The organism is Natrialba hulunbeirensis JCM 10989, from assembly GCF_000337575.1.
Classification (GTDB): Archaea; Halobacteriota; Halobacteria; order Halobacteriales; family Natrialbaceae; genus Natrialba; species Natrialba hulunbeirensis.
Window position 1 is genome coordinate 24983 of sequence record NZ_AOIM01000012.1, and the last position, 21182, is coordinate 46164.

Genomic DNA, 21182 nt, shown 5'->3' on the forward strand with positions numbered 1-21182 from the left:
GGGCGTGTTGTACTCCTCGGTTGTGTTGCTCGTCGTCCGAACTCATCACACCCGTCAGCAGTTCGCATTCGGTACGTATCTCGCAACGCTTTTTGCTCGGGCGTTCGGACAGTTTACATGGCGAACGACGTTCCTGAGCACGAGCCGTACTCTTCAAAACTCACCGTCCCAGAGGCGCTTACGTTCGACGATGTCCTCCTTCGACCCAAGGAGAGCCGTGTCGAACCAGATGATGCAGACCTCACATCGAACGTATCGACCACCGTCGAGCTCTCAGTCCCGATTCTCTCCGCCGCGATGGACACCGTCACCGAGAGCGGCATGGCAATCGCGATGGCCCGCCACGGCGGCCTCGGCGTCCTCCATCGCAACATGAACATCGACGAGATGGTCGAGGAAATCGAGCGCGTCAAGAGCGCAGACGAGCTCGTCATCCCCTTTGACTCTGTCGTCACCGCAGATCCCGAGATGTCCGTCCGCGAAGTCGACGACCTGATGGCCCGACAGGGCGTCGGCGGCGCACCTGTCGTCAACACCAACGGTGAGGTACTCGGGATCATCTCGAGTACCGACATCCGGCCACACCTCGAAGTCAACGAGGACGACCCGGTGACGGAAGCGATGACCGACGAGGTCATCACGGCACCAGAAGAGATCAACGCCCGCGATGCGTTCGATCTGATGTACGAGCACAAAATCGAGCGCATTCCGGTCGTCGACGACGAGAACCTCCTCGTTGGCCTGGTGACGATGCAGGGCATTCTCCAGCGCCGCGAGTACAAGGAAGCCGTTCGCGACGAGGACGGTCGTCTGCGCTGTGGAGTCGCAGTCAGTCCGTTCGAGCAGGAACGTGCCGAGGCCGCAGACGAGGCGGGCGCGGACGTGCTCTTTATCGACACCGCACACGCGCACAACCTGAACGTCATCGACGGCGCTCGCGAGATCAAAGAGAGCGTCGACGCCGACGTCGTAGTGGGCAACATCGGAACCCGTGAGGCGGCCGAAGAACTCGTCGACTTCGCAGACGGCCTCAAGGTCGGTATTGGACCCGGATCGATCTGTACGACCCGTGTCGTCTCGGGATCAGGCATGCCACAGATCACGGCCGTCGCGCAGGTCGCAGACGTCGCGAGCGAGTATGACGTTCCCGTCATCGCAGACGGTGGCATTCGGTACTCCGGCGATGCGATCAAGGCGATCGCCGCCGGTGCAGACGCCGTCATGCTCGGTTCTTACTTCGCCGGTACCGACGAGGCCCCCGGCCGCGTCGTTACGATGAACGGCAAGAAGTACAAGCAGTACCGCGGCATGGGGAGCGTCGGCGCGATGAAATCCGGCGACAGCGACCGGTACCTCAAGGAGGAGCCAGACGAGGAGGAAGACTACGTCCCGGAGGGTGTCGAGGCAGCGACGCCGTACAAGGGCTCGCTTCAGTCTGAACTCCACCAGCTCGCCGGCGGGATGCAGTCCGGGATGGGCTACGTCGGCGCAGCAACGATTCCGGCGTTCAAAGAGCGCTCCGAGTTCGTTCGCGTCTCCTCAGCTGGCCAGGCCGAGAGCCACGCTCACGACGTCGTCATTACGGACGAAGCGCCGAACTACTCGCCGAACGACAGCTAATCTGTTTTCGTCCCCGGTCTCTCCTCTCCCTCGTCTCGAGTACCACTCAGCCAAGCACGAACGAGTTTTCGCAGTCCGTACAGGTGAGTTCGAACGCACCCCCATCCGTAATCGTGAGCCCGTGCCCTCGTTCGTCCTCGCAGATTCGACAGTGAACCAGTGACTCGATCTGGTCCCACTCGTGCTGTGCGCCTGGTGCACCGAACGCAAAGCCGACGACTCGCTCATCTGTGTCGTCAGGATTGTATCCCTGTTGGAACTCACCCGGTGCAAAGCGGATTATCTCGCCCGAACTGACCGTCACGGTTCCGTCTTCGGTATCGAACTGTGCTGTCCCGTCCTCCACGTAGAAGACTTCCTCCTGATCGTGGTGTGTGTGGTAGCCGCCCGAGAAGGATTCGCCGGGCTCGAGTTCGAAGTAGTTCATCGCGAAGTCAGAGAAGCCAAGCGCCGCCGAGATCGGTCGTCGAACCGAGTGGACGCCCATCGGATTCGTTTCGTTGTCGACCTCGTCGATCGAGACTTTTTCCATAGCCTGCTATTCGCGCTCGGTGATAAAATGGTTGGGTAGAGTTCACACGCGGCGGTGGCTCGCAAAAGGTAACACATACGTTTGCTCGGTCCCGAATCGCGTGTGTGAACCGCCGTACGGCACTCCGATCCGCAGGCGTCCTCGCCACCGTCGGTCTCGCGGGCTGTGTCGATGCCGTCGAGGAGCACTTTCAGGGACGGTTCCAGGGAATCATCCCCATCGAAATTCACAGCGAGGCTGAGCGGTCGCACAACATTGCGATCGAAGCGTACGACCAACAAGCAGGTCGTCAGACCTACGACGAGAGCTACACCGTCACGCCGGACCAGAGAGTGAGTCCGCCCCACCTCGAGGCGACCACACAGAGCGTTCGGTTCGTGCGATACGACGGCACGGACGAAGAACAGGCGGATGTCAGGGAGGTCTCTGTTACCTCGAACACCATGCTCGTCTCCGTCCGAATTCACGACGACGATCTCGTGATCGAGGTCCAGCGGGGCGATACCGACGGAGAGCCAACAGAGAACGAGACGATCGACAACGAGACTGCAGGTGAACTCGAGGACGAGTCAGAACTACCGGACAATCAGACAGAATCCGAGTCTGATTCTGATTCCGACTCTGACTCTAATTCTGACTCCGACTCCAGCGCCGACTCGTAATTGCCCTCACAACGCCAGAATCAGCCACTTCGCTTCGTGTTGGGGTCTCGCCGGCACCGCAGTATCGATTCCGAGCACTCCGCGCAGGTCGACAGCGACAGTGGCAGTGACAGTTTCAAACGACTCGCACAGTCAGGGATACGGATGATACGCCCGCTCCAGTCTCGGCTCGAATCCCATCTCCTCCGGAACATGCCGCGCTCGTTCACCGAAGAACGGCTCGCCGGTAAACAGCGGCTGTGCGCCGGGAACAACGACGCGAACCCCCTCGAATCCCACAGCGGCCACGTCTCGCGTCGTAAGCCGTGCCGCGTACGGCGTCAGCCCCACATCCTGCACTCGGTCGACGACCAACTCGAGTTCGTCGCGTCCGCTGGGTTGGTCCCCGTCCCCGTCCTCGCCCCCGTCCCCGCCGTCGTCCGTCAGCCCGACACTCGCTGCAGGTACCGTCTGTTCGACGTCGATAAAGGAGCGCGCAGCATCTGAGAGTGGCGCGGCGGCGTACTCGCCGATCGCGCCCGACGCTGTGGCCGCCTCGTCCGGGCCAATATTACGCAACTCCATCCAGTTCTGGAGGGCCTCCTCGAGTGCGGAGACAGCAGCGGCGCTTGCATCGAGACCGGCAGCGGAACCGGTGGCGAAGACGGGCCAGGCATCGTTTTCGGATTCGTCGGGTATGTCGTCTCGATGCACTGCAACCGCGACGACGGGGACGTCGATATCCTGCGTAACGAGCAACGGTGTCACGGTGAGTCCCTCGCTTCGCGCGCGGCGCTCGAGAACATCGAATGCCGGGTCGTCGACGGAGAGCCCGAGCGGGTCGAACGTCGAGTACCACGCGAGCATCGTCGCGTCGCGCTCGATGACCTCTGTCAGACCGGAGAGGAGCGCGTCGACGGTCGAGGAGCCGAGTCCCAACCCAGTCGTAATGCCGGGAACCAGCGACTCGCCCGGCTGTGGGAACTGGACTGCGGCGGCTGGGAGATGGACCTGCTCGCCGGTCGCGAGGTTCTCGCCAGGCACCCAGCGGTGCTCAGCCGACGAGTCGTAGGTGGGCGCGTCGTCCGGCCGCACGAGTTCCGTCGGCGTTACTGCGTCGTCGAGGGCCGCCTCGCTCGCGTGAACGAACTCGTCGTCCCGATAGACGCCGGCGCAGTAGCGCTCGAGTCCCTCGCCGACGGCCTTCATCAGCGCGGCGTTCCAGTCGTCCGCCACGCCCGCAGCCTGCGCTGGCGCGCTCGCATCGCTGAAGCCGCGCGTCTCCGCGCTCGTCGCGAGATAGTAGGGAACAGGGAAGGATTCGATCTCGCCGATCGTCTTGACGATCCCAACCCGGTCGTCGATCGCCTGCTCTGCGTGTTCGACCGCCGCATCGAGTCCGAGCGCGTCGTCGTCCCGCGAGAGCGCCCGGTCGCGTTCGCCCGAGGCACATGCACAGCCCGGGACCGGCAGCACCCGCCGTCGGACGTGGGGCAACTCGAGTACGTGGCCGATCACGGACTGCTCATCGCCCGAGAAGATGCGGATGCACTCCCGGCCGGCGAGCGCGCCGGCGAGGCGGGCGGTGGAGCGGTCGGTGCTCGGACGGCCGCCGGCTGTTTCGGTCGCGTTCGTGTCGGCGTCGGACTCGAGTCCGGCTGCGACGCGCGTCCGGAGACAGTCGTAGCAGCCGACACCGGGGCCGGACGCCGGTGCGAAGCCGGCGACGGCGGCGTCTACGGTGGGGAGGGGATGACCGCCGACGCCGCCGATTTCGACGGCGACCCAGGGTGTGTTGCCTGCGAGAGCTGCCTCGTTGGCCTGCTCGAACGTCTGTGCGCCGGCAACGTCGCTGACGACGGCAAAGCGGGCGTCGTCGAGGGCTGCGGGCTCGGCGTCCTCGACGGTGATGTCGACGTCTCCGAGCGCGGCGACGAGCGCCGCGCGGACCGGGTCGTCGGCGACGACGTGTACGTGCATACCTGAATCTCACAGGCAGCGGGCAAAAGTGTCGTGCTCGATGCCGTTTGTGAGTGGGCGCGCTGACACCCTACTCCGAGTCGGCGTCGCTATCCTGGCGCGTCTCCGCAATGTCGATCGTCTCACCCGTCTCAGCGCCCATATCCTCCCCCTCTTTGATCGCCTGGGCTTCCTGCTCCATCGCTTCGACGTCCATCTCGGCTTCCTCGTCGATCTCACCGATGATCTCGCTGATGTCGTCGAGGCCGATCAGTTCGCGGGTCTCCTCGTCGAACGAGAGGCTCTCGAGTTGGCCGTCCTGTTGCTCGACGTCGCTTCCCGAGAGGTGCTTGCCGTAGCGCCCGATTAACGAGGAGAGTTCCTGCGGGAGGACGAAGGTCGTGGACTCGCCCTGGCCGATATCGGCGAGCGTTTCCATCCCTTTGTCGATGACGGCGCGTTCGCCCATCGATTCGGCGGAGCGAGCACGGAGCACAGTCGAGATGGAGTCACCCTGCGCTTCGAGGATCTGGCTCTGCTTTTCACCCTGTGCACGGATGATGTTCGACTGCTTGTCTCCCTCTGCCTTCTCGACGGCACTGCGGCGTTCACCCTGTGCTTCGAGAATCATGGCGCGGCGTTTGCGCTCTGCGGAGGTCTGTTGCTCCATCGCGCGCTGGACATCCGGCGAGGGGTTGACCTCGCGGACCTCGACGCTCTCGACGCGAATCCCCCACTCGTCGGTCGGTTCGTCGAGTTCCTGGCGGATTCGCTCATTGATCATCTCGCGGCGACTGAGCGTGTCGTCGAGTTCCATATCGCCGATGACGGCGCGCAGCGTCGTCTGAGCGAGGTTAGAGACCGCCTTCTCGTAGTTGTCGACCTCGAGGAACGCTCGCGTGGCGTCCATCACTCTGATGTAGATCACAGCGTCGGCCGTAACGGGCGAGTTGTCCCGAGTGATTGCCTCCTGGCTCGGCACGTCGATCGTCTGCGTTCGCATGTCGAACGTGTAGACCCGTGAGACGAACGGTGGGACGATATTCAGCCCCGGTTCCAGGAGTTTGCGGTACTCGCCGAAGACCGTGAGCGCCCCCCTGTCGTAGGCATCGACGATCTCGACCATCGACCAGACGGTGACTACGACGAGGACGAGTAGGAGCACCCCTGCCAGCACCAGGGGGTCCTCGAGTTGCACCTGGAGCGGCGCGGCAGCCGTCGCGTTTTGTATTGTGTTACCGATTGACAACATGACTAGTAGTCATTCTAGGGACGCTGGTCGAATAACTCTTGGCGTGGTGACGGAACCGAACCAACGCTGCAGTCGGCACCAGAACGTGTTGGCAATGCCTGGAAGCGACTGAAGCGAAACGGAACAGCAACCCACTACAGCGTGGGCAGAAAACGACTGGGTAGTCGGTATCCCGAGACTACGCGGACTGGCTGTCAACCGTGTCGTCACCGTTTCCAGCGTCGTCACCATCACCACTGTCGTCAGTTTCGGAGTCGGCTGCTCCGTCCTCGGCAGTCGCTAACTCGCCGTTCGAGACCGTCACCTGTGCGTTCTGGATGACTTTCTCACCCATCTCGTAGCCAGGCGTGTAGACGTCCGCGATGGTCCCTTCGGGCTGGTCGCTGTCGACCTGCATCATCACTTCGTGGCGCTGCGGATCGGTCTCCGTCCCGGGTTCGGGGTCGATCTCGGTCACGTTCTCGTCCTCGAGAATGCGGTCGAACTCGCGCAGCGTCATCTCGACGCCGTCCCGGAGACCGTCGACGTCGTCGCTTCCCTCCTCCAGCGCGCGCTTTAGGTTGTCCCGGACACCGATGAGCCGCTCGACGAGATCCTCCGTCGCACGGTCTTTGATCTGGTCCTGGCGCTTTTTCGCGCGCTTCTTGTAGTTCTGGAAGTCCGCCTGCTTGCGCTTGAGACGACTCTTTAGGTCCTCGACCTCCTCCTCTTTCGCCGCAAGTTCTTCTTCGCGCGCGTCAAGTTCGTCTTGCAAGTCGCCAATCGTCTCGGCCTGGGCCTCGACGCGCTCGGTCAGGTCCTCGAGTTCGGCTCGCTGATGCTCGACGGTACTCGAGAGCTCTTGTGCCTGGCTGACGACCGTGTCGATGGTCTGTGCGAGATCCTCGTCGTACTCGGCGAGGCGGTCGACGAGTTGCTGGGCGTCGGAGGGTTGGTTCTGGTTTTCGTCTGCGTCTGCGTCTACGTTTGCCTCTGATTCAGAGGCAGAGTCCGATCCGGGTTCGGATCCAGGTTCGGATTTGGATTCGGGTTCGGACCCGGATGCTAGTTCCGATGCGGATTCCTGTTCCTGTTCGGCCGCAGCATCTGTACCGTCTGTCGATGGTTCGTCAGCAGTCGATTCGGCCGGTTCGGCTGACTCGGTCGACTCCGGTTCGCCTGGCTCGTGGTCCGATGCTGGTGCGTCCGAGTTGGAGTCGTCGGCCACGTCGTCTGCGTCCGTCTCCGTGGCAGACTCCGCCGGTGCAGTCTCGTCTGCAGTATCGGCAGTCTCTGTGTCCGGTTCCGACTCCGTCTCCGCCGATTCGGATTCGGCTTCCGCGACGGCCGACGCAACGTCTTCGTCAGCCGCCGTCTCGGCGGATTCGTCCTCGGACGGGACACCCTGGGCTGGCGTGTTCGTGCCCTCGTCGTCACTCATATTCGGGTCAACGAACAGCGATACTAAAAGGGTTGAGGTCGCCGCCTGACTCGATAGCTTATTGCGCCTCGACAACGGCCTCCGATTTCTCACCACGAGTCCAGTCGATCGTACGGCTCTCCCCCCATCCAACAGTATATGTATCTCTCTCCCCGAACACCGTCCGTGAGTCGGCCCTCGGATCCCACACCGATTTCCATCCAGTACGAGGACGGAACGATTCGGCTCGAGACACGCGAGCACACGACCATCGAGTCCCCTCGAGACACCTCGCCAGACACACTCGAGTCCGTCCTTCCGTTCGAACGCAACTCCGACCTCGAACTCGAGTACGATCCGCGATCAGAGACCTACCGTACACCAGCATTTCGGTACGCTGCGATCCGGCGGGCGCTGTCTGCAGTTTCGTCCGACCGCGGTTTCGCTGCTGTCGATGGGGATGGGGATGGCGATGTCGAGGGCAACTCCGACACCGGGGTCGACATCGACGACCGAGTACTCGACCTCCCGAACCTCTCCGCTGGCCTGCACTCCGCGTACGAACTCCGGCCGTACCAGCGGGAGGCACTCGAGTCCTGGCTAGAGACGGACCGGTGGGCCGACCTCGACCTCGACCTCGGAGCGACGACCTCTGCCGTCGAGCGCGCACCCGCCGGCGTTCTCGAACTCCCCACCGGTAGCGGCAAGACCGTTATCGCGCTGAAGGCGATCGAACGCCTCGGCGTCCCAACGCTCGTCGTCGTCCCCACCATCGACTTGCTCGAGCAGTGGCAACGCGAACTTGAGTCCGAACCCGAGTTCGACTGCACAGTCGGTCGCTTCGGCGGCGGCGAGCAGCGCCGCGAGCCGATCACGGTCTCGACGTACGACTCGGCGTATCTGAAGGCCGATTCCATCGGCGACCGGTTCGGGCTCGTCATCTTTGACGAGGTTCACCACCTCGGCGGCGAGGGCTACCGCGAGATCGCGCGCTTGCTCGCCGCACCCGCCCGCCTCGGACTCACCGCGACGTTCGAACGGCCGGACGACGCTCACGAGATCATCGAGGATATCGTCGGCCCGCTCGTCCATCGCGTCGACGTCGACGAACTGGCGGGCGACCACCTCGCAGCCTACGACGTCAAGCGACTCGAGGTGTCGCTCACGCCGGCCGAGCGCGAGGAGTACGAGGCGAAGCAGAACGTATTCTCGGACTACCTCGCCCGGTCGAACATCCGCATGCAAAGCGGCTCTGACTACCAGGAACTCGTCAAACGCTCCGGGAACGACCCCGCAGCTCGCGAAGCGCTGCTGGCCCGCCAGCGTGCCCGCGAAATCGCCCGCGGGAGCGAGGCGAAACTCGACGCCCTGCAGGACATTCTCGACCGCCATCGCGAAGATCGGATCATCGTCTTCACCGCGTCCAACGACCTCGCGTACGACGTGAGCGAGCGTTTCCTGATCCCGACGATCACCCACCAGACCGGTGCCGCCGAGCGCCGAGCGCTACTCGAGTCCTTCCGCGATGGAACCTATACGCGCATCGCGACCTCGAACGTCCTCGACGAGGGGGTCGACGTTCCCGACGCCAACGTCGCGGTCGTTCTCTCGGGCAGCGGCAGTGAGCGGGAGTTCACCCAGCGACTCGGTCGGATTTTGCGGCCAAAAACTGGTGACCCATTGGGTTCTGGTGGCGCTGGTGGCACGAAGGACGCTGACACCGGACTGAACTCGAGTACGGACCAGTTTGCAGACGACATCTCTGCGGCCCGTGCCGGCCGTGCGATTCTCTACGAGGTCATCAGTGCGAACACCTCGGAAGAAAACGCCGCCCAACGCCGGTCCTAATGGCTGTTAGCCAGTCTTGACGAACGTGGCAGTTGCATCCTGTTCGACCGTGATCCGGTACGACTTGTAGCTAAACTCGACTGCCATCTGTGCCTCCGGCGAAGGCGGCTGGGAGAAAAGATTGTCGAGCATGCCGTCCACGCAGTCGTACATCGTCGGGAGGCGCGTGGGCTCGGTGTTCTCGAGTTCGGCGACGATTTCTGCGATCTGGACCGCTGGGTTGGCGGCGGACTGGTCCAGTTCTCGGCGAACGATCTCTCGTTCGGTTTGATCAGACATTGTACCACTGGCTGATGCGAACGGGTGGTATAGGTATTGGTGGCGTGTCGACTGAAAGACAGCCTTACTGACTGGTTTGGCTGTGGTCACCGGTGGTTTCGAGAGGGCAGTTGAGTGTGGTTCGATAGTACCACCGTAGAAACAGGATGACTCGGCTGTCTTCCCGGTTGAGACTGTTTCACTCCGGTCCACGTGCGGTTATTATCCCAACCGTGGTCGGGATTCCTCCGCCTTCAGGCGGAGGAGGATGTCAAGCGTCCGCCCGATTCACGCATGAATATCGCATCCGGTATCGCGACAACGTCTCTGTTTCCGTCCGTCTCGAGACGCCAGCGTGGTTCGCCGTCCGTTCGTGCGAGCGCTGTGAGTGTTCCGTCCTCAGAGATGAGCACCTCGTCACCGACAACGGTTGGCGGGCCGCCGCTTCGCTCAGAGAGAGGGTACTCCCACCCGTGCTCGCCGCCTCGAGTGATCGCGTGGAGGGTGTCCACGGTCGAAACGTAGATGTGCTCGTCGTCCATCGCGAGCGGGGTTTCCCAGTAGTCGTCGACCACGTTGAACGTCCATCGCTCAGTTCCATCCCGCTCGAACGCCGTGAGGACGCTCCCGGCCTGAACGACAACCAATTCGTCATCGACGACTGGGCCCGCTATCACACGGTCGGTAGCGTGAGCCCAGCGGTCGTCCCCGGTCGCAGCATCGACGGCAAGAACACCAGCTCGTCCCGAGTAACCTCCCACAAACAGCGTTTCGTCGTGAACGGCAACCGGTTTGGCAACCGTTCGATTCGACTCATCTGCTCCGACCTGCCGAGACCACTGAACCGAGCCATCGGCTACCGAAAGCGCGTGAACGTATCCGTCCCAGTCGGGGAGATAGACAGTCCCGCGGTCGATCATCGGCGAGGCGGTCACCCGTGCATCGATATCGTAGAGCCAGCTTTCGCCACCGTCGCGTTTCTCGAATCCAACGAGCCGTCCCGCTTCGAGCCCGCGCTGTGCACTGACGATTACCCGTTCGCTGGCGACTGCTGGAGAAGCGTTCGGATCTGACCGAAGTGAGACACGCCAGCGCTCCTTGCCGGTTCCGGCCGCCAGCGCATGCAACTGGTACCGGTGTCGCGCACGATCAGAGACCGCATCGGCTGGAACGTAAATACGCTCGTCGGCTATCGACGGCGTTCGAGTCGCCCGCACGTCCTCCAGTTCGGTCGTCCAGACCGCCGCCGGCTCAGCGGGTGTCTCACTGACCGAGCGAGTTCGGCCGGATTCGCTTCCGTCGACCGGCCACTCTCCATCAACCGGCCCGAGGTCGCCGGACGGGGCGCCACGAGAGAGACACCCAGCGAGACCAGCGCTGGCCGCTCCAAGTAATGTGAGCGCCCGGCGGCGCGTACAGGAGGGCATTTTCCGATAGTTTCTCCTGCTGGCCAATAAAAACAGTGGGTGAAGGTGCGTAACCAGTCCGGCTGTACTATCAGAAAGTGATTCTGACGAGGCGGCCGAAAGACGAGTGGGTGAACGAACTACTGAGGGTCGCCGCGGTCCGACGATTTTCAGGCCATCTTGGTCTCCGTTCGTTCCGCAACCGACACCGACCCCGTCAGCTGTGAATGCGGGTACGGCATGTCGATCCCTTCTGCGTCGAGACGCTTCTTGCCAGCCTCGATATAGGCCGTTCGTGCAGCAGCAGGTCGGTACTCCGCCGGATCGATCCAGAACCGGCCGGTGAGGACGACCGCGGAGTCACCGAGATCCGTGACAGCAACGGACGGCTCGGGCTCTGTAAGCGCGCCCGGTACCTGTTCGGCTTCCTCGATGAGCGCCGCCCTTGCCTGCTCGATGTCGTCATCGTAGCCGATGCCGAAATCATAGGAGACACGAAGGAGGTCGTTTCTGGACGGGTTCACGACGACCGAGTCGGCGAGTTCGGAATTCGGCACGGTGACCAGTTCGTTGTCGTGGCTCTCGAGTTGGGTAACACGGAGCTGAATGTCGCGAACGACACCCTGGTTGTCGTCCCACTCAATTATGTCGCCGATAGTGAACGGCTCGTCCTTGACGATGAAGATCCCGGCGACGAAGTTGGCGATGAGGTCCTGCGCAGCAAACCCGACAGCCAAGACGACGGCACCACCGAGCGCGGATAAGGCCACGAGAACGGTGCCGAAGCCGGCGACCGTCGCCGCAATCGCGACCGACCCGAGCAGGATGAGCACGGTGACGATACTTCGCGCGAGCGAGATCACCCCCTCGTTGAAGCCGCGGCTCTCGAGTGACCGCTCGGTGAGACTGAGCAAGAGTGCCTTTCCGACCCAGTAGAGCACCACGAACGCGACGGCGAAGATTGCGGCGGTTGCCACCACGTCGATGATCGCCGGCACGTATTCGTCGACTGACGGCACACTATTCACCGAACCGACTGGCAGCTGCTGTGCTATCACGTTTCGCCAATGGAAGGTCACCTAAAAGACTCTTTTTGAGCCGATGAAACACGATGGACCGGTCGCGTGACTTTTGCCCCCGTCGCTCCCAGTAGCTAGTAGGTAGCGATGCTGACGAAAGATCTGCTGCGCGTCTCCCGCGCCGGCGGCGGCTTCCACCCGCAGTTCGCCGCACGCGAGCACCGCCCGCTCGCCGCTCGCGTCATCGGCACCTACCAGGGACACGTCGGCCACCAGCGTGGCGACCTCGAGGACGCCCTCACCGACCTCGAACGGGACGCGGACGACTTCAAACTCGTTCGCGGCCTCTCGGCGTTGCTCGAGCGCGAGTCCACCTTCGAAACCGACGCCGAACTCGATCCCGAACGCGCTCGCCGCGCGGTCTTCCAGGCCGCAGACGCCGTCGGTGTCGTCACCGACGACGAGCGTGCCATGGCGCTCATCCGGGCCGGCGAATCGCTCGGCCTGTCGGCGGACGTACTCGAGTCCACTCTCTACGCAGACCTGGACGAGCGCCAGGTTCTGGCCGAAGTCGCCTCGCGCTGGGACCCCGACGCCCTGCTCGCGCAGTACAACCTCTCGCTGGCGCAGACGGCACTGTTCGACGCGACGGAACTGCGAGTCCGCTCGAGCGATCCGAAGGCGCTCGTCTCGGCGGTCAAACGGCTGCGATTGATGTACGAGATCCGGAACCCGGACGCAGCGGCTGGGTCGACCGGCAGTCTCGCGAGCGATCGTGAGGTCGTCGTCACCGGCCCGACACACCTCTTCCGGGCGACGCGACGGTACGGCACCCGCTTTGCGCGCCTCCTGCGGACGGTCGCGAGCGCCGAGACCTGGCACCTCGAGGCGACCATCGACGACCGCGGTACCGAGCGGACGCTCTCGCTCTCACACGACGACCTGGTCACGGTCCCCGACGCCGAACCGGTCACCGACGTGACCTTCGACAGCGGCGTCGAGTCTGACTTCGCCGCCCGCTTCACGCAACTCGACCTCGACTGGGACCTCGTGCGCGAACCCGAGCCACTCGCGACGGGCACGCGGGTGATGATTCCCGACTTTGCGTTCGAGTACGCCCACGGCGAGTACCGGCTCTATTTCGAGATCATGGGCTTCTGGACGCCCGAGTACGTCCAGAAGAAACTCGACCAACTCGAGTCCCTCGAAGATATCGACCTCCTCGTCGCGGTCGACGACTCCCTCGGCGTCGGCGAGGCGATCGAGACGCGAGACCACCGCGCGATTCCCTATTCTGGGACCGTCCGCGTCAAAGACGTCGTCGACGTGCTCCGGGAGTACGAGGCCGACCTGATTCGGGAGAGTGCGGCCGACCTGCCGGCCGAACTCACACCCGACGACGATGTCGTGGCACTCGAGTCCCTCGCTGCTCGCCACGGAGTCAGTGCGGACGCCCTCGCGGATAAACGGTTCCCGGACCACCGCCGCGTCGGCCGCACGCTCGTCCGCCCGCGGGTACTCGAGTCCGTCGGTGACGAAATCGAAGCCGGCATGAGTCTCCAGGAAGCCGAATCGGTTCTCGAGGAGTCTGATCTGACGGACGCCAGCGCGGTACTCGCGGAACTCGGCTACCGCGTGGAGTGGGAGGGGTTAAGCGGCGGGACGGTCGTCGAGCGCTGAGGCGCGTCGATTGCCCGCCCGACCGTTGCCGCTGACGCAAACTGCTATTACCGTTCACATACACCCACAAATATGGCATACGAGCGACAGGCAGCCAGCGGTTTTCGGGAAATCGACCGCTGGGAGGACGGAGTTGGCTGGCTGGCTCATCCCGACGAACTCGGCCAGCGGGCGAGTCACGCCGTCGTCGGCGAGTCAGGCGTCTGGCTGCTCGACCCGCTCTGGGCACCCGGCGTCGACGACCTGATCGACGACCTCGCCGAGGAGCACGACACCGCGGTCGCCGGCGTCGCAATCTGTTCGTGCTGGCACACGCGCGACGCGGATCGGTTCGCGCGGCGGTACGACGTTCCCATCGTCATTCCGGAGTGGATGGGGCGCGTCGACGACCGAACGACGGCTCCGATCGAGCGCTACGCCGACTCGTTCGATCCCGCCGTCGAGATCGTCCGCCGCCAGCCGATCCCGCTCTGGGACGAGGCGATCCTCTACTGGGATAGCCACGACACACTGTACACCCCCGAATCGATCGGTACGGCGGCCCCCTTCCTCGTCGACGACGAGCGCCTCGGTCTCGAACTCTTCTTCCGACTCGACCCGCCCCACTCGCTGCGCGAGTACGAACCCGACCGCGTCATCGTCGGCCACGGCGTCGGCATTGTCGACGATGCGACGCGGGCACTCGAGTACGCCCTGGCTGGCGCTCGGCGTCGGTTTCCGCGGGCGGTACTCGAGAACGGGCCGGGGACGGCACGGTCGCTGGTGGGGGCGCTCCGGTAGCGGGTGGAACGGGTACGTGTTCCCCATTCCACCGAAGCGTGTCCAGTACCCGTGTGAGTCACTGACGACCATCTCAAAGATGCTGTCAGGGTCGAAGACGCGGGTTCGATCACCAAAAGTGATATTTCAACCCACTGTGAGAGTGGCTGTAACGGATGAGACGAGAATATAAGTTCGTCGCTGCCGGCACGGCGGTTGCACTCGTTGGGTTTCTGCCGGAACTCTACCTCTTCGTTCGGTCTTCGCGGGCATTCTTTCTGGCTCTTGGTCTCATGATCGCCTGCTACGGACTGTTCGAGCTGATGCGACACTACGCGAAGTTCGATCTGGCCTGAGATTGATTACAGTTGCACTGAAAACGGCTGTCCAGATACAGCGACCGATTCGAACGACGACTACAACTCTCGCTGGCGTCCTTTCGGCACCATCGACCGCAGTTCGCCGTGGACGTACAGTCCGATGCCGAGCGGTTCGCGCTCGCCCGCAACAGTGTGGGCCGCGATCAAGTATCCCCAGTCGCCGTCCCACTCGAGTTCCTGGTCCTCGCCGGCGGCGAACCGGCGGGCGGCCTCGCGGTCGAGGTCGATCACGCACTCGCTGGCGTGTGCGCCGAAGCGCTGGACGAAGTCCGTCGTGGGCTTCCAGTGCTCCTGGCGGGTTCGCAGACAGGTCATGCCGATAGCCTCGATTTCGAGCGGCGAGTCGGCCTCGCCGCTGTAGAGCCAGATCTTGCCCGCGCCCTTCTCCCAGAAGGTGTAGTCGTCGAACGTTTCAGGCGGAATCGCGAAGCGATCCTCGAAGTAGTCGACGACGGCAGCGCGGCTGACGCGGCCTTCGACGGTTCGGTCGGCGTCGGTTTCGGGGAGACGCCCGAACTGTTGGCCGTCGTTTTTGTGCAGGTCGGCACTCGAGTCGTCGCTCATCAGGCGGTCACCTCCAGTTTCGCCACGAAGAAGCCGCCGGTGTCGTTGTGGTGGGGGTAGATTCGCGCGGCCTGCTCGAGTGTGGAATCGAACGTCTCGTCTCGCCACTCTGTGAGGCCGGGTGCGTGCGCCAGTTCGAGGTCGAAGTCCACGACGCGACAGTCCTCCTCGTCGATGGCGTGCTGGACGACGGCCTCGTTTTCCTCCGGCGCGAAGGTACACGTCGAGTAGACGACGGTGCCGCCCTCGCGGGTCGTCTGGATCGCCCGGCGGAGGATTCCCTTCTGGATGCCTGCGATCGTGTCGATGTGGCCCTCCGACCAGTTGTCCAGCGCGTCGGGGTTCTTCCGAATCGTTCCCTCGCAGGAGCAGGGTGCGTCCACGAGCGCCCGGTCGAACTCGTCGAACGGGAACCGCTTCATGGAGTAGTTGCGCGCGTCGTCGTTCGTCACCGCGAGGCTGGTCGCACCGAGGCGCTCGGCGTTGAACCGCAGCGCCGAGATACGCCCGAGGTTGTTGTCGTTCGCGACGACCGTCCCACGGTCGTCCATCAGCGCGGCGAGCTGGGTTGCCTTCCCACCAGGGGCCGCACAGCAGTCCCAGACGCGCTCGCCGGGCTGGGGATCGAGGACGACCGGCGGGACCGCCGAGACCTCCTCCTGGCCGTGCGTGAAGCCGTGGAAGGAGGTCCACGTCGACCCCGGCGAGTCCGTCTCGAGGCGCAATACGCGCGGGTTCCACTCGGCCTGCTCGTACGCGACATCGTCCTCCTCGAGTGCGGCGGTCGCGCGCTCGGCAGAAGCCTTGATCGTGTTCACGCGCACGGCGTTGCCGAGCGGGCGCTCGCAGGCGGCGAGGAAGGCCTCGAAGTCGTCGATGATCGGTCGGTACCGCTCGAATGGCTCCATTGGCCTCTGATTTGATTGCCCGGCGTTTGTGGGTTTCGAAGGCCGGGCCGATTGCGTTGGGTTCGCTCGCCGGCAGCGTCGTCGTTTTTATGCCCACTCGCAGAGTCTGCCAACACATGGCACGAATCAGCCTGCAGGGACCAGAGGCCGATCTCGATGACCCAACGTTCGTCGAAGGCTTTCCCGGCATCGGGCTCGTCGGCAAAATCGCGACTGACCACCTCGTCGACGAGTTCGACATGCGTTACTACGCGAGCGTCCACTGTCAGGGGTTGCCTCGAATCGGCGTCTACCGGAGTGGTGACCGAACCGCTCGGCCGCCCGTGCGACTCTACGTCAGCGAGGAACACGACCTGCTCGCACTGCAGAGCGACGCCCCGATCCGACCGGAGGCGCTCGACGACGTCGCCGAGTGCGTGACGAGTTGGCTCATCGACTACGACGCGACGCCGCTGTACCTGAGCGGACTGCCAGCCGACCGGGACAACGGCGAGCGGCCGGACCTCTACGGCGTCGGAACGGGTAGTGCACCCGATCTCCTCGACGATCGCGAGATCGACGTTCCACCGGAAGACGGCGTCGTCACCGGTCCTACGGGTGCGCTCATCAACCACGCGGCTCAGGCCGGCTACGACAGCCTCGGGCTCGTCGTCGAGTGCAGTCCGCAGTTCCCCGACCCGGAAGCAGCGAGCGTCCTCCTCGAGGACGCCGTCGCACCACTGGCCGACCTCTCGGTCGACGTGCAGCACCTCGTCGACCGCGCCGAGGAGATCCGTGAGAAACGCGAGCAGCTCGCACAGCAGATGCAGGCAGTCGGTCAGGAACAGAGCACGCAGGCACAGCCGCTTCGGATGTATCAGTAAGCCGATTTCGTCTCCGGAGAAGGCGACGACCCACGCAATTCCGTCGTCTCCGCGGCATCAAAACAGTTCCCACGTATTTTTAATTCCCGACACCCTTCAACGTGATTAGAGATGACTTCGGCTACCGAGGCCTACGATATCGTGGTCGTCGGCGGGGGGACTGCCGGCTGCTTCGCTGCGACGACCGCCGCCAAGGAGGGGCTCGACGTCGTCCTCCTCGAGCGTAAAACCGAGGAGGAGGGGGGCTACATCGCCTGTGGGGACGGCATCAAGGGGAAGAGCTCCTTCCCCGACGTGCTCGACCGCCAGCGGCTCAAAGATGAGGCGTTCACCAACCAGGGGATCGAACGCGCCATCTTCGAGAACCCACAGAGTGACGAGCGTCTCGAGATCCCGTTCAACGAAACCGGCGGCGTCGTCGACCGCTGGAAGTACGGCCAGATCCTCCTGGAGGAAACCGACCGCGCCGGCGTCGACATCCACTACAACACCGTCGTCAACGACGTCATCCAGCCGAACGGCACCGTCGAGGGCGTGACTGCGATTCGGGACGGCGAGGTACTCGAGTACCGATCCGATGTCGTCATCGACGGCGCGGGTGCGCTCTCGGTGTTGCAGGACAAGGCGGACCTCTCGGCGTCGTCGTTCGATACGAACGTCAACTACTCGCAGTTCTGTTCGGCGTATCGCGAGGTACTCGAGGTGCCGGAGCCGGTCGAGTGGGACGACGCGCTCGTCTTCAAGCCGACCGAGGAACTGGGCTATCTCTGGTACTTCCCGCGCTCGGCGACGGAGATCAACGCCGGGCTGGGGTTCCAGATGAGCCAGGAACCGATGGAGTTGGTCGACGCGCTCAAAGACGACATCGCCAATCGGGCGGAGTTTCAGGACGCGACGGTGAAGAACAAGCTTGGTGCCGCCCTCCCGACCCGTCGGCCGTACGACTCGGCGGTCCACCCCGGATACGTGGCCGTCGGTGACGCGGCGGGGCACGTCAACCCCTGTACCGGCGGTGGTATTCCGGGTGCTGCAAAGGGTGGCCACTGGGCGGCAAAGATCGCCGTCGACGCGATTTCCGACGGGGACGTGAGCGAGGCGGCCCTCTGGGAGTACAACCAGCGCGTCCAGACGGACTTCGGCAAGCGCTTCGCGGCGATGGATCTCTACAACATCTTCGGCACTGCACAGGAACTGGACGACCTCGTTTCGGTCCTCACGGCGATGCCGGGCCAACAGCTCGTCGATGCGATCGGCAAGAAGGGAACCGCCGATATGAGCCTCGGACTCAAGCTCAAGACGCTGATCAAGACATTCGGTCACTGGGATACGCTCTACGACCTCTACAAGGTCCAGCAGGCTGCCGGCTCGCTCAAGGGCGTCTACGACAGCTATCCGGACAGCCCCGACCACTTCGACGCCTGGCGCTCGGAGCGCGACAGCGTGCTCGACCGGGTCTACGATATCAGCGGCGCTGAGCCGAAGTACTGAGAATGCTGGTTCTGGAATCGATCATACGTATCTGACCTGGCCGAATTCACCGAAAGGTAATCCACTCACGCACTCATAAGACATTTATCACGATAAGCGCTAATCAAACTGTGAATCGGCGTGACATCCTCGCTACTACCGGAGTGTCTCTTTCTGTCGCGACTCTTGGCTGTGTACAGCGAACAGCGAACAACACTACCGGAACGTCGGATGAAGGCACGGGTCGAGCGGACACGATATACATCGAGAACGAAAACGAGAGCGAGTCCGTCGTCGAACTGGTTGTCACAGAATCCGATGGCACCGTTGTTATCGATCAAGAGTACGTGATACCCGGGAAAACGGGAATAGAGATACCCGAAATTGGAGAACGAGGGAACGAATATGCAGTCGTTGTGACTCACGAGGATACCATCGAGGAATCCGAATGGAGCGTCAGAGAGTGCGGCGGTGATGGTTCGACTGATCTCTCAATACAACTCTCTGAGAGGAATACCTTCGTTGGCACGGAAGGGTGTGATGAACTATCAGCTGGAATACAGCCGGACCTAACATACGGCAATCACGAGGAATACACCTCGTGACACGTCTGGTTCTCTCCGGCGCAGAGCCGACGTACTAACGCTGGACTGCGTTTCTCGCTTCTCGGAACCCCTACCGAACCCGCCGATACGCACGAAGCAACACCGAGGCTGCCGTTCCGACGCCTGGAATCCGCGAGGAGAGGGCTGCAGCCCCGAGGAGGAAGAGCCCGCTCGCCCGTCGGCCTCGCACGAACTCCATCACCGCGTCGATCACTGTCGTCGCTGTGCTCGCCTTCGTGAGCGCGTCCACTCGAGTACTGGTTGTTGTCATTGGACAGCAAAATGGACGAGTTCCGCAGCAAAACACGAGCGGCCTGCGCGTGCCGAGTGGGGGCTGGTGGTGCGCCACGGCGCTGGTGGATCGCTGCTGTCATTGGAACCCGACAGCCAGACCGCGGCCTGTCACCCAGCGGACGATAGATTCAGGTTCCTTCTCCGAGACGACCCGGTAGACACGACCCACAGATGCCCACACACCACACAGACTCGTTCGACCTGCTCGAGACCAGCGTCGCAGCCGTTCACGACGCGATGGCCGACGGCGCGGTCACCGCCGAAGAACTCGTCGAGCGCTACCTGACGCGAATCGACGCCTACGACGACGAGCTGAACGCGATCCTGACGGTGAACGACCGGGCTCGCGACCGCGCCCGCGATCTCGACGCGCAGTTCGAACGCGACGGGTTCGTCGGGCCGCTCCACGGCGTTCCGACGATCATCAAGGACAACCACGACACCCACGATATGCCGACCACGGCGGGGTCGACGACACTCGCGGATTCACAGCCGTCGCGTGACGCGTTCGTCGTCGACCAGCTTCGGGAAGCTGGTGCGATCATCATCGCGAAGGCGAACCTACAGGAACTCTCCTTCGGCGTCGACACGATCAGTTCGCTCGGCGGCGCGACGCGAAACGCCTACGATCTCGAGCACCGGCCGTCCGGCTCGAGCGGCGGCACCGCCGCGGCTATCGCCGCGAACCTGGGCCTCGTCGGAACCGGGAGCGACACCTGCTCGTCGAATCGCTCGCCGCCCGCGTTCAACGATCTCGTCGGCGTTCGCCCGACCAGAGGCCTGTGCAGTCGAACCGGGCTCGTCCCCCTCAGCGAAACGCAGGACACGCCCGGCCCCATCGCGCGAACCGTCGACGACGCCGCTCGACTACTCGAGGTCATGGCCGGCTACGATCCCGAGGACCCGGTCACGGCCAGCGGCGTCGGGCAAGTTCCCGACGACGGCTACACTGCCCACCTCGATGCGGACGGCCTCGACGATGCCAGAATCGGGATCGCTCGACAGTTCTTCGGCCTCCAGGGAGATGCCGACGAGTACGAGGCCGTCTCCGAAGACGACGCCGCAGCCGTGACGAGCGTGCTCGAGTCCGCCATCGACGACCTCGAGGCGGCCGGCGCGACGATCGTCGATCCGGTCGACGTCGTCGACACGAACTGGCTCCTGAGCGCTCGTGTGCTCGCATACGAGTTCGCCCGAGACTTCGACGCGTATCTCGAGACGCTCGGCGATGCTGCCCCACAGGAGTCACTCGCAGCCGTCGTCGACTCCGGCGAACTCGCGCCGTCGATCGAGGCCCGATTCGAGGGCGGTGACATCCTCGGAACTGATCAGGACTCGCTCGACGAAAATACGGGCTACCTCCGCCGCCTCGAGCGCCGCAAGGAGCTTCGCGATACTGTCCTGGCGACGCTGGCCGACCACGACCTCGACGCCCTGCTGTACCCGCCCTCGACGGTTCCGCCGGTCACCGTCGACGACCACCAGCCGTTCGAGGAGATGAACTGTGAACTTTCGGCGCACACGGGGTTGCCCGCGATCGTTACCCCCGCCGGGTTCACCGACGACGGGCTCCCGGTTGGACTCGAGTTACTCGGCCGCGCGTTCGCGGAGCCACGGCTGTTCGAACTCGCGTATGCGTTCGAGCAGACGACGGAGAATCGCGTGCCGCCGGAGCAGTTTGGAGCACTCGAACTCGAGTAAGCGAGCCATGCAACGAGCGCGCCAGCC

20 protein-coding genes are annotated in these 21182 nt (G+C 63.6%); 10 read left to right on the plus strand and 10 right to left on the minus strand.

The features are described 5' to 3' along the window. Positions 1–117 precede the first annotated feature (117 nt). Positions 118–1620 carry an IMP dehydrogenase gene (gene guaB, locus C483_RS03160; RefSeq protein WP_006651904.1) on the plus strand — a complete coding sequence of 501 codons (1503 nt, stop codon included), beginning with the start codon at positions 118–120 and terminating at the stop codon, positions 1618–1620. A gap of 46 nt (positions 1621–1666) precedes the next feature. On the opposite strand, the gene C483_RS03165 is transcribed toward guaB, so the two are convergent. Beyond that, a complete protein-coding gene (locus C483_RS03165) occupies positions 1667–2152 on the minus strand; it encodes a cupin domain-containing protein (RefSeq protein WP_006651905.1) in 486 nt (161 codons plus the stop codon). A gap of 104 nt (positions 2153–2256) precedes the next feature. Between C483_RS03165 and C483_RS03170 the strand changes: the two genes are divergently transcribed. Beyond that, a complete protein-coding gene (locus C483_RS03170) occupies positions 2257–2814 on the plus strand; it encodes a hypothetical protein (RefSeq protein ID WP_006651906.1) in 558 nt (185 codons plus the stop codon). A gap of 132 nt (positions 2815–2946) precedes the next feature. On the opposite strand, the gene C483_RS03175 is transcribed toward C483_RS03170, so the two are convergent. The 3 genes from C483_RS03175 to grpE all read right to left on the minus strand — a co-directional run bounded on the left by C483_RS03175 (position 2947) and on the right by grpE (position 7424). Next, entirely contained in the window at positions 2947–4773 is a 1827-nt protein-coding gene (locus C483_RS03175) for a YcaO-like family protein (RefSeq protein WP_006651907.1), read from the minus strand. A 70-nt stretch (positions 4774–4843) separates the two neighbouring features. Next, positions 4844–6004, minus strand: a complete 1161-nt coding sequence (locus C483_RS03180) for an SPFH domain-containing protein (RefSeq protein WP_006651908.1) — start codon at positions 6002–6004, stop codon at positions 4844–4846. A gap of 178 nt (positions 6005–6182) precedes the next feature. Further along, positions 6183–7424, minus strand: coding sequence for a nucleotide exchange factor GrpE (gene grpE / locus C483_RS03185; protein WP_006651909.1), 1242 nt, complete (start codon positions 7422–7424; stop codon positions 6183–6185). Between the two features lie 138 nt (positions 7425–7562). On the opposite strand from grpE, the gene C483_RS03190 reads away from it, so the two are divergent. Further along, a complete protein-coding gene (locus C483_RS03190; protein ID WP_006651910.1) occupies positions 7563–9251 on the plus strand; it encodes a DEAD/DEAH box helicase family protein in 1689 nt (562 codons plus the stop codon). A 6-nt stretch (positions 9252–9257) separates the two neighbouring features. Here the strand turns inward: C483_RS03190 and C483_RS03195 are convergent, their stop codons facing one another. The 3 genes from C483_RS03195 to C483_RS03205 all read right to left on the minus strand — a co-directional run bounded on the left by C483_RS03195 (position 9258) and on the right by C483_RS03205 (position 11973). Then, positions 9258–9530 carry a HalOD1 output domain-containing protein gene (locus C483_RS03195; RefSeq protein ID WP_006651911.1) on the minus strand — a complete coding sequence of 91 codons (273 nt, stop codon included), beginning with the start codon at positions 9528–9530 and terminating at the stop codon, positions 9258–9260. A 233-nt stretch (positions 9531–9763) separates the two neighbouring features. Then, a complete protein-coding gene (locus C483_RS03200; protein WP_006651912.1) occupies positions 9764–10936 on the minus strand; it encodes an outer membrane protein assembly factor BamB family protein in 1173 nt (390 codons plus the stop codon). A gap of 149 nt (positions 10937–11085) precedes the next feature. Next, on the minus strand, positions 11086–11973 hold the full coding sequence (locus C483_RS03205; protein ID WP_049912403.1) for a mechanosensitive ion channel family protein: 888 nt from the start codon (positions 11971–11973) through the stop codon (positions 11086–11088). A gap of 108 nt (positions 11974–12081) precedes the next feature. On the opposite strand from C483_RS03205, the gene C483_RS03210 reads away from it, so the two are divergent. The 3 genes from C483_RS03210 (at position 12082) to C483_RS03220 (ending at position 14729) form a co-directional block, all read left to right on the plus strand. Next, positions 12082–13614: a DUF790 family protein gene (locus tag C483_RS03210; protein ID WP_006651914.1), complete on the plus strand. Its 1533-nt coding sequence runs from the start codon at positions 12082–12084 to the stop codon at positions 13612–13614. A gap of 72 nt (positions 13615–13686) precedes the next feature. Then, positions 13687–14394, plus strand: coding sequence for a hypothetical protein (locus C483_RS03215; RefSeq protein ID WP_006651915.1), 708 nt, complete (start codon positions 13687–13689; stop codon positions 14392–14394). A 155-nt stretch (positions 14395–14549) separates the two neighbouring features. After that, complete coding sequence (locus C483_RS03220; RefSeq protein WP_006651916.1) at positions 14550–14729, plus strand: hypothetical protein; 180 nt, start codon at positions 14550–14552, stop codon at positions 14727–14729. Between the two features lie 60 nt (positions 14730–14789). Here the strand turns inward: C483_RS03220 and C483_RS03225 are convergent, their stop codons facing one another. Then, positions 14790–15317, minus strand: coding sequence for a DUF7122 family protein (locus C483_RS03225; RefSeq protein ID WP_006651917.1), 528 nt, complete (start codon positions 15315–15317; stop codon positions 14790–14792). After that, the gene (locus C483_RS03230; protein ID WP_006651918.1) at positions 15317–16225 is read right to left on the minus strand and encodes an RsmB/NOP family class I SAM-dependent RNA methyltransferase; all 909 of its coding nucleotides are present in this window, start codon (positions 16223–16225) and stop codon (positions 15317–15319) included. The genes C483_RS03225 and C483_RS03230 overlap by 1 nt, the downstream gene beginning before the upstream one ends. Positions 16226–16341: 116 nt before the next feature. On the opposite strand from C483_RS03230, the gene C483_RS03235 reads away from it, so the two are divergent. The 3 genes from C483_RS03235 (at position 16342) to C483_RS03245 (ending at position 19160) form a co-directional block, all read left to right on the plus strand. After that, positions 16342–17088: a proteasome assembly chaperone family protein gene (locus C483_RS03235; RefSeq protein WP_006651919.1), complete on the plus strand. Its 747-nt coding sequence runs from the start codon at positions 16342–16344 to the stop codon at positions 17086–17088. Between the two features lie 111 nt (positions 17089–17199). Continuing rightward, the gene (locus tag C483_RS03240) at positions 17200–18576 is read left to right on the plus strand and encodes a geranylgeranyl reductase family protein (protein ID WP_006651920.1); all 1377 of its coding nucleotides are present in this window, start codon (positions 17200–17202) and stop codon (positions 18574–18576) included. Between the two features lie 110 nt (positions 18577–18686). Further along, entirely contained in the window at positions 18687–19160 is a 474-nt protein-coding gene (locus C483_RS03245; protein WP_006651921.1) for a hypothetical protein, read from the plus strand. A 70-nt stretch (positions 19161–19230) separates the two neighbouring features. On the opposite strand, the gene C483_RS03250 is transcribed toward C483_RS03245, so the two are convergent. Then, the gene (locus C483_RS03250; protein WP_049912404.1) at positions 19231–19431 is read right to left on the minus strand and encodes a hypothetical protein; all 201 of its coding nucleotides are present in this window, start codon (positions 19429–19431) and stop codon (positions 19231–19233) included. 194 nt (positions 19432–19625) lie between these two features. Between C483_RS03250 and C483_RS03255 the strand changes: the two genes are divergently transcribed. Next, a complete protein-coding gene (locus C483_RS03255; RefSeq protein WP_006651923.1) occupies positions 19626–21155 on the plus strand; it encodes an amidase in 1530 nt (509 codons plus the stop codon). The last annotated feature ends 27 nt before the right edge of the window (positions 21156–21182 follow it).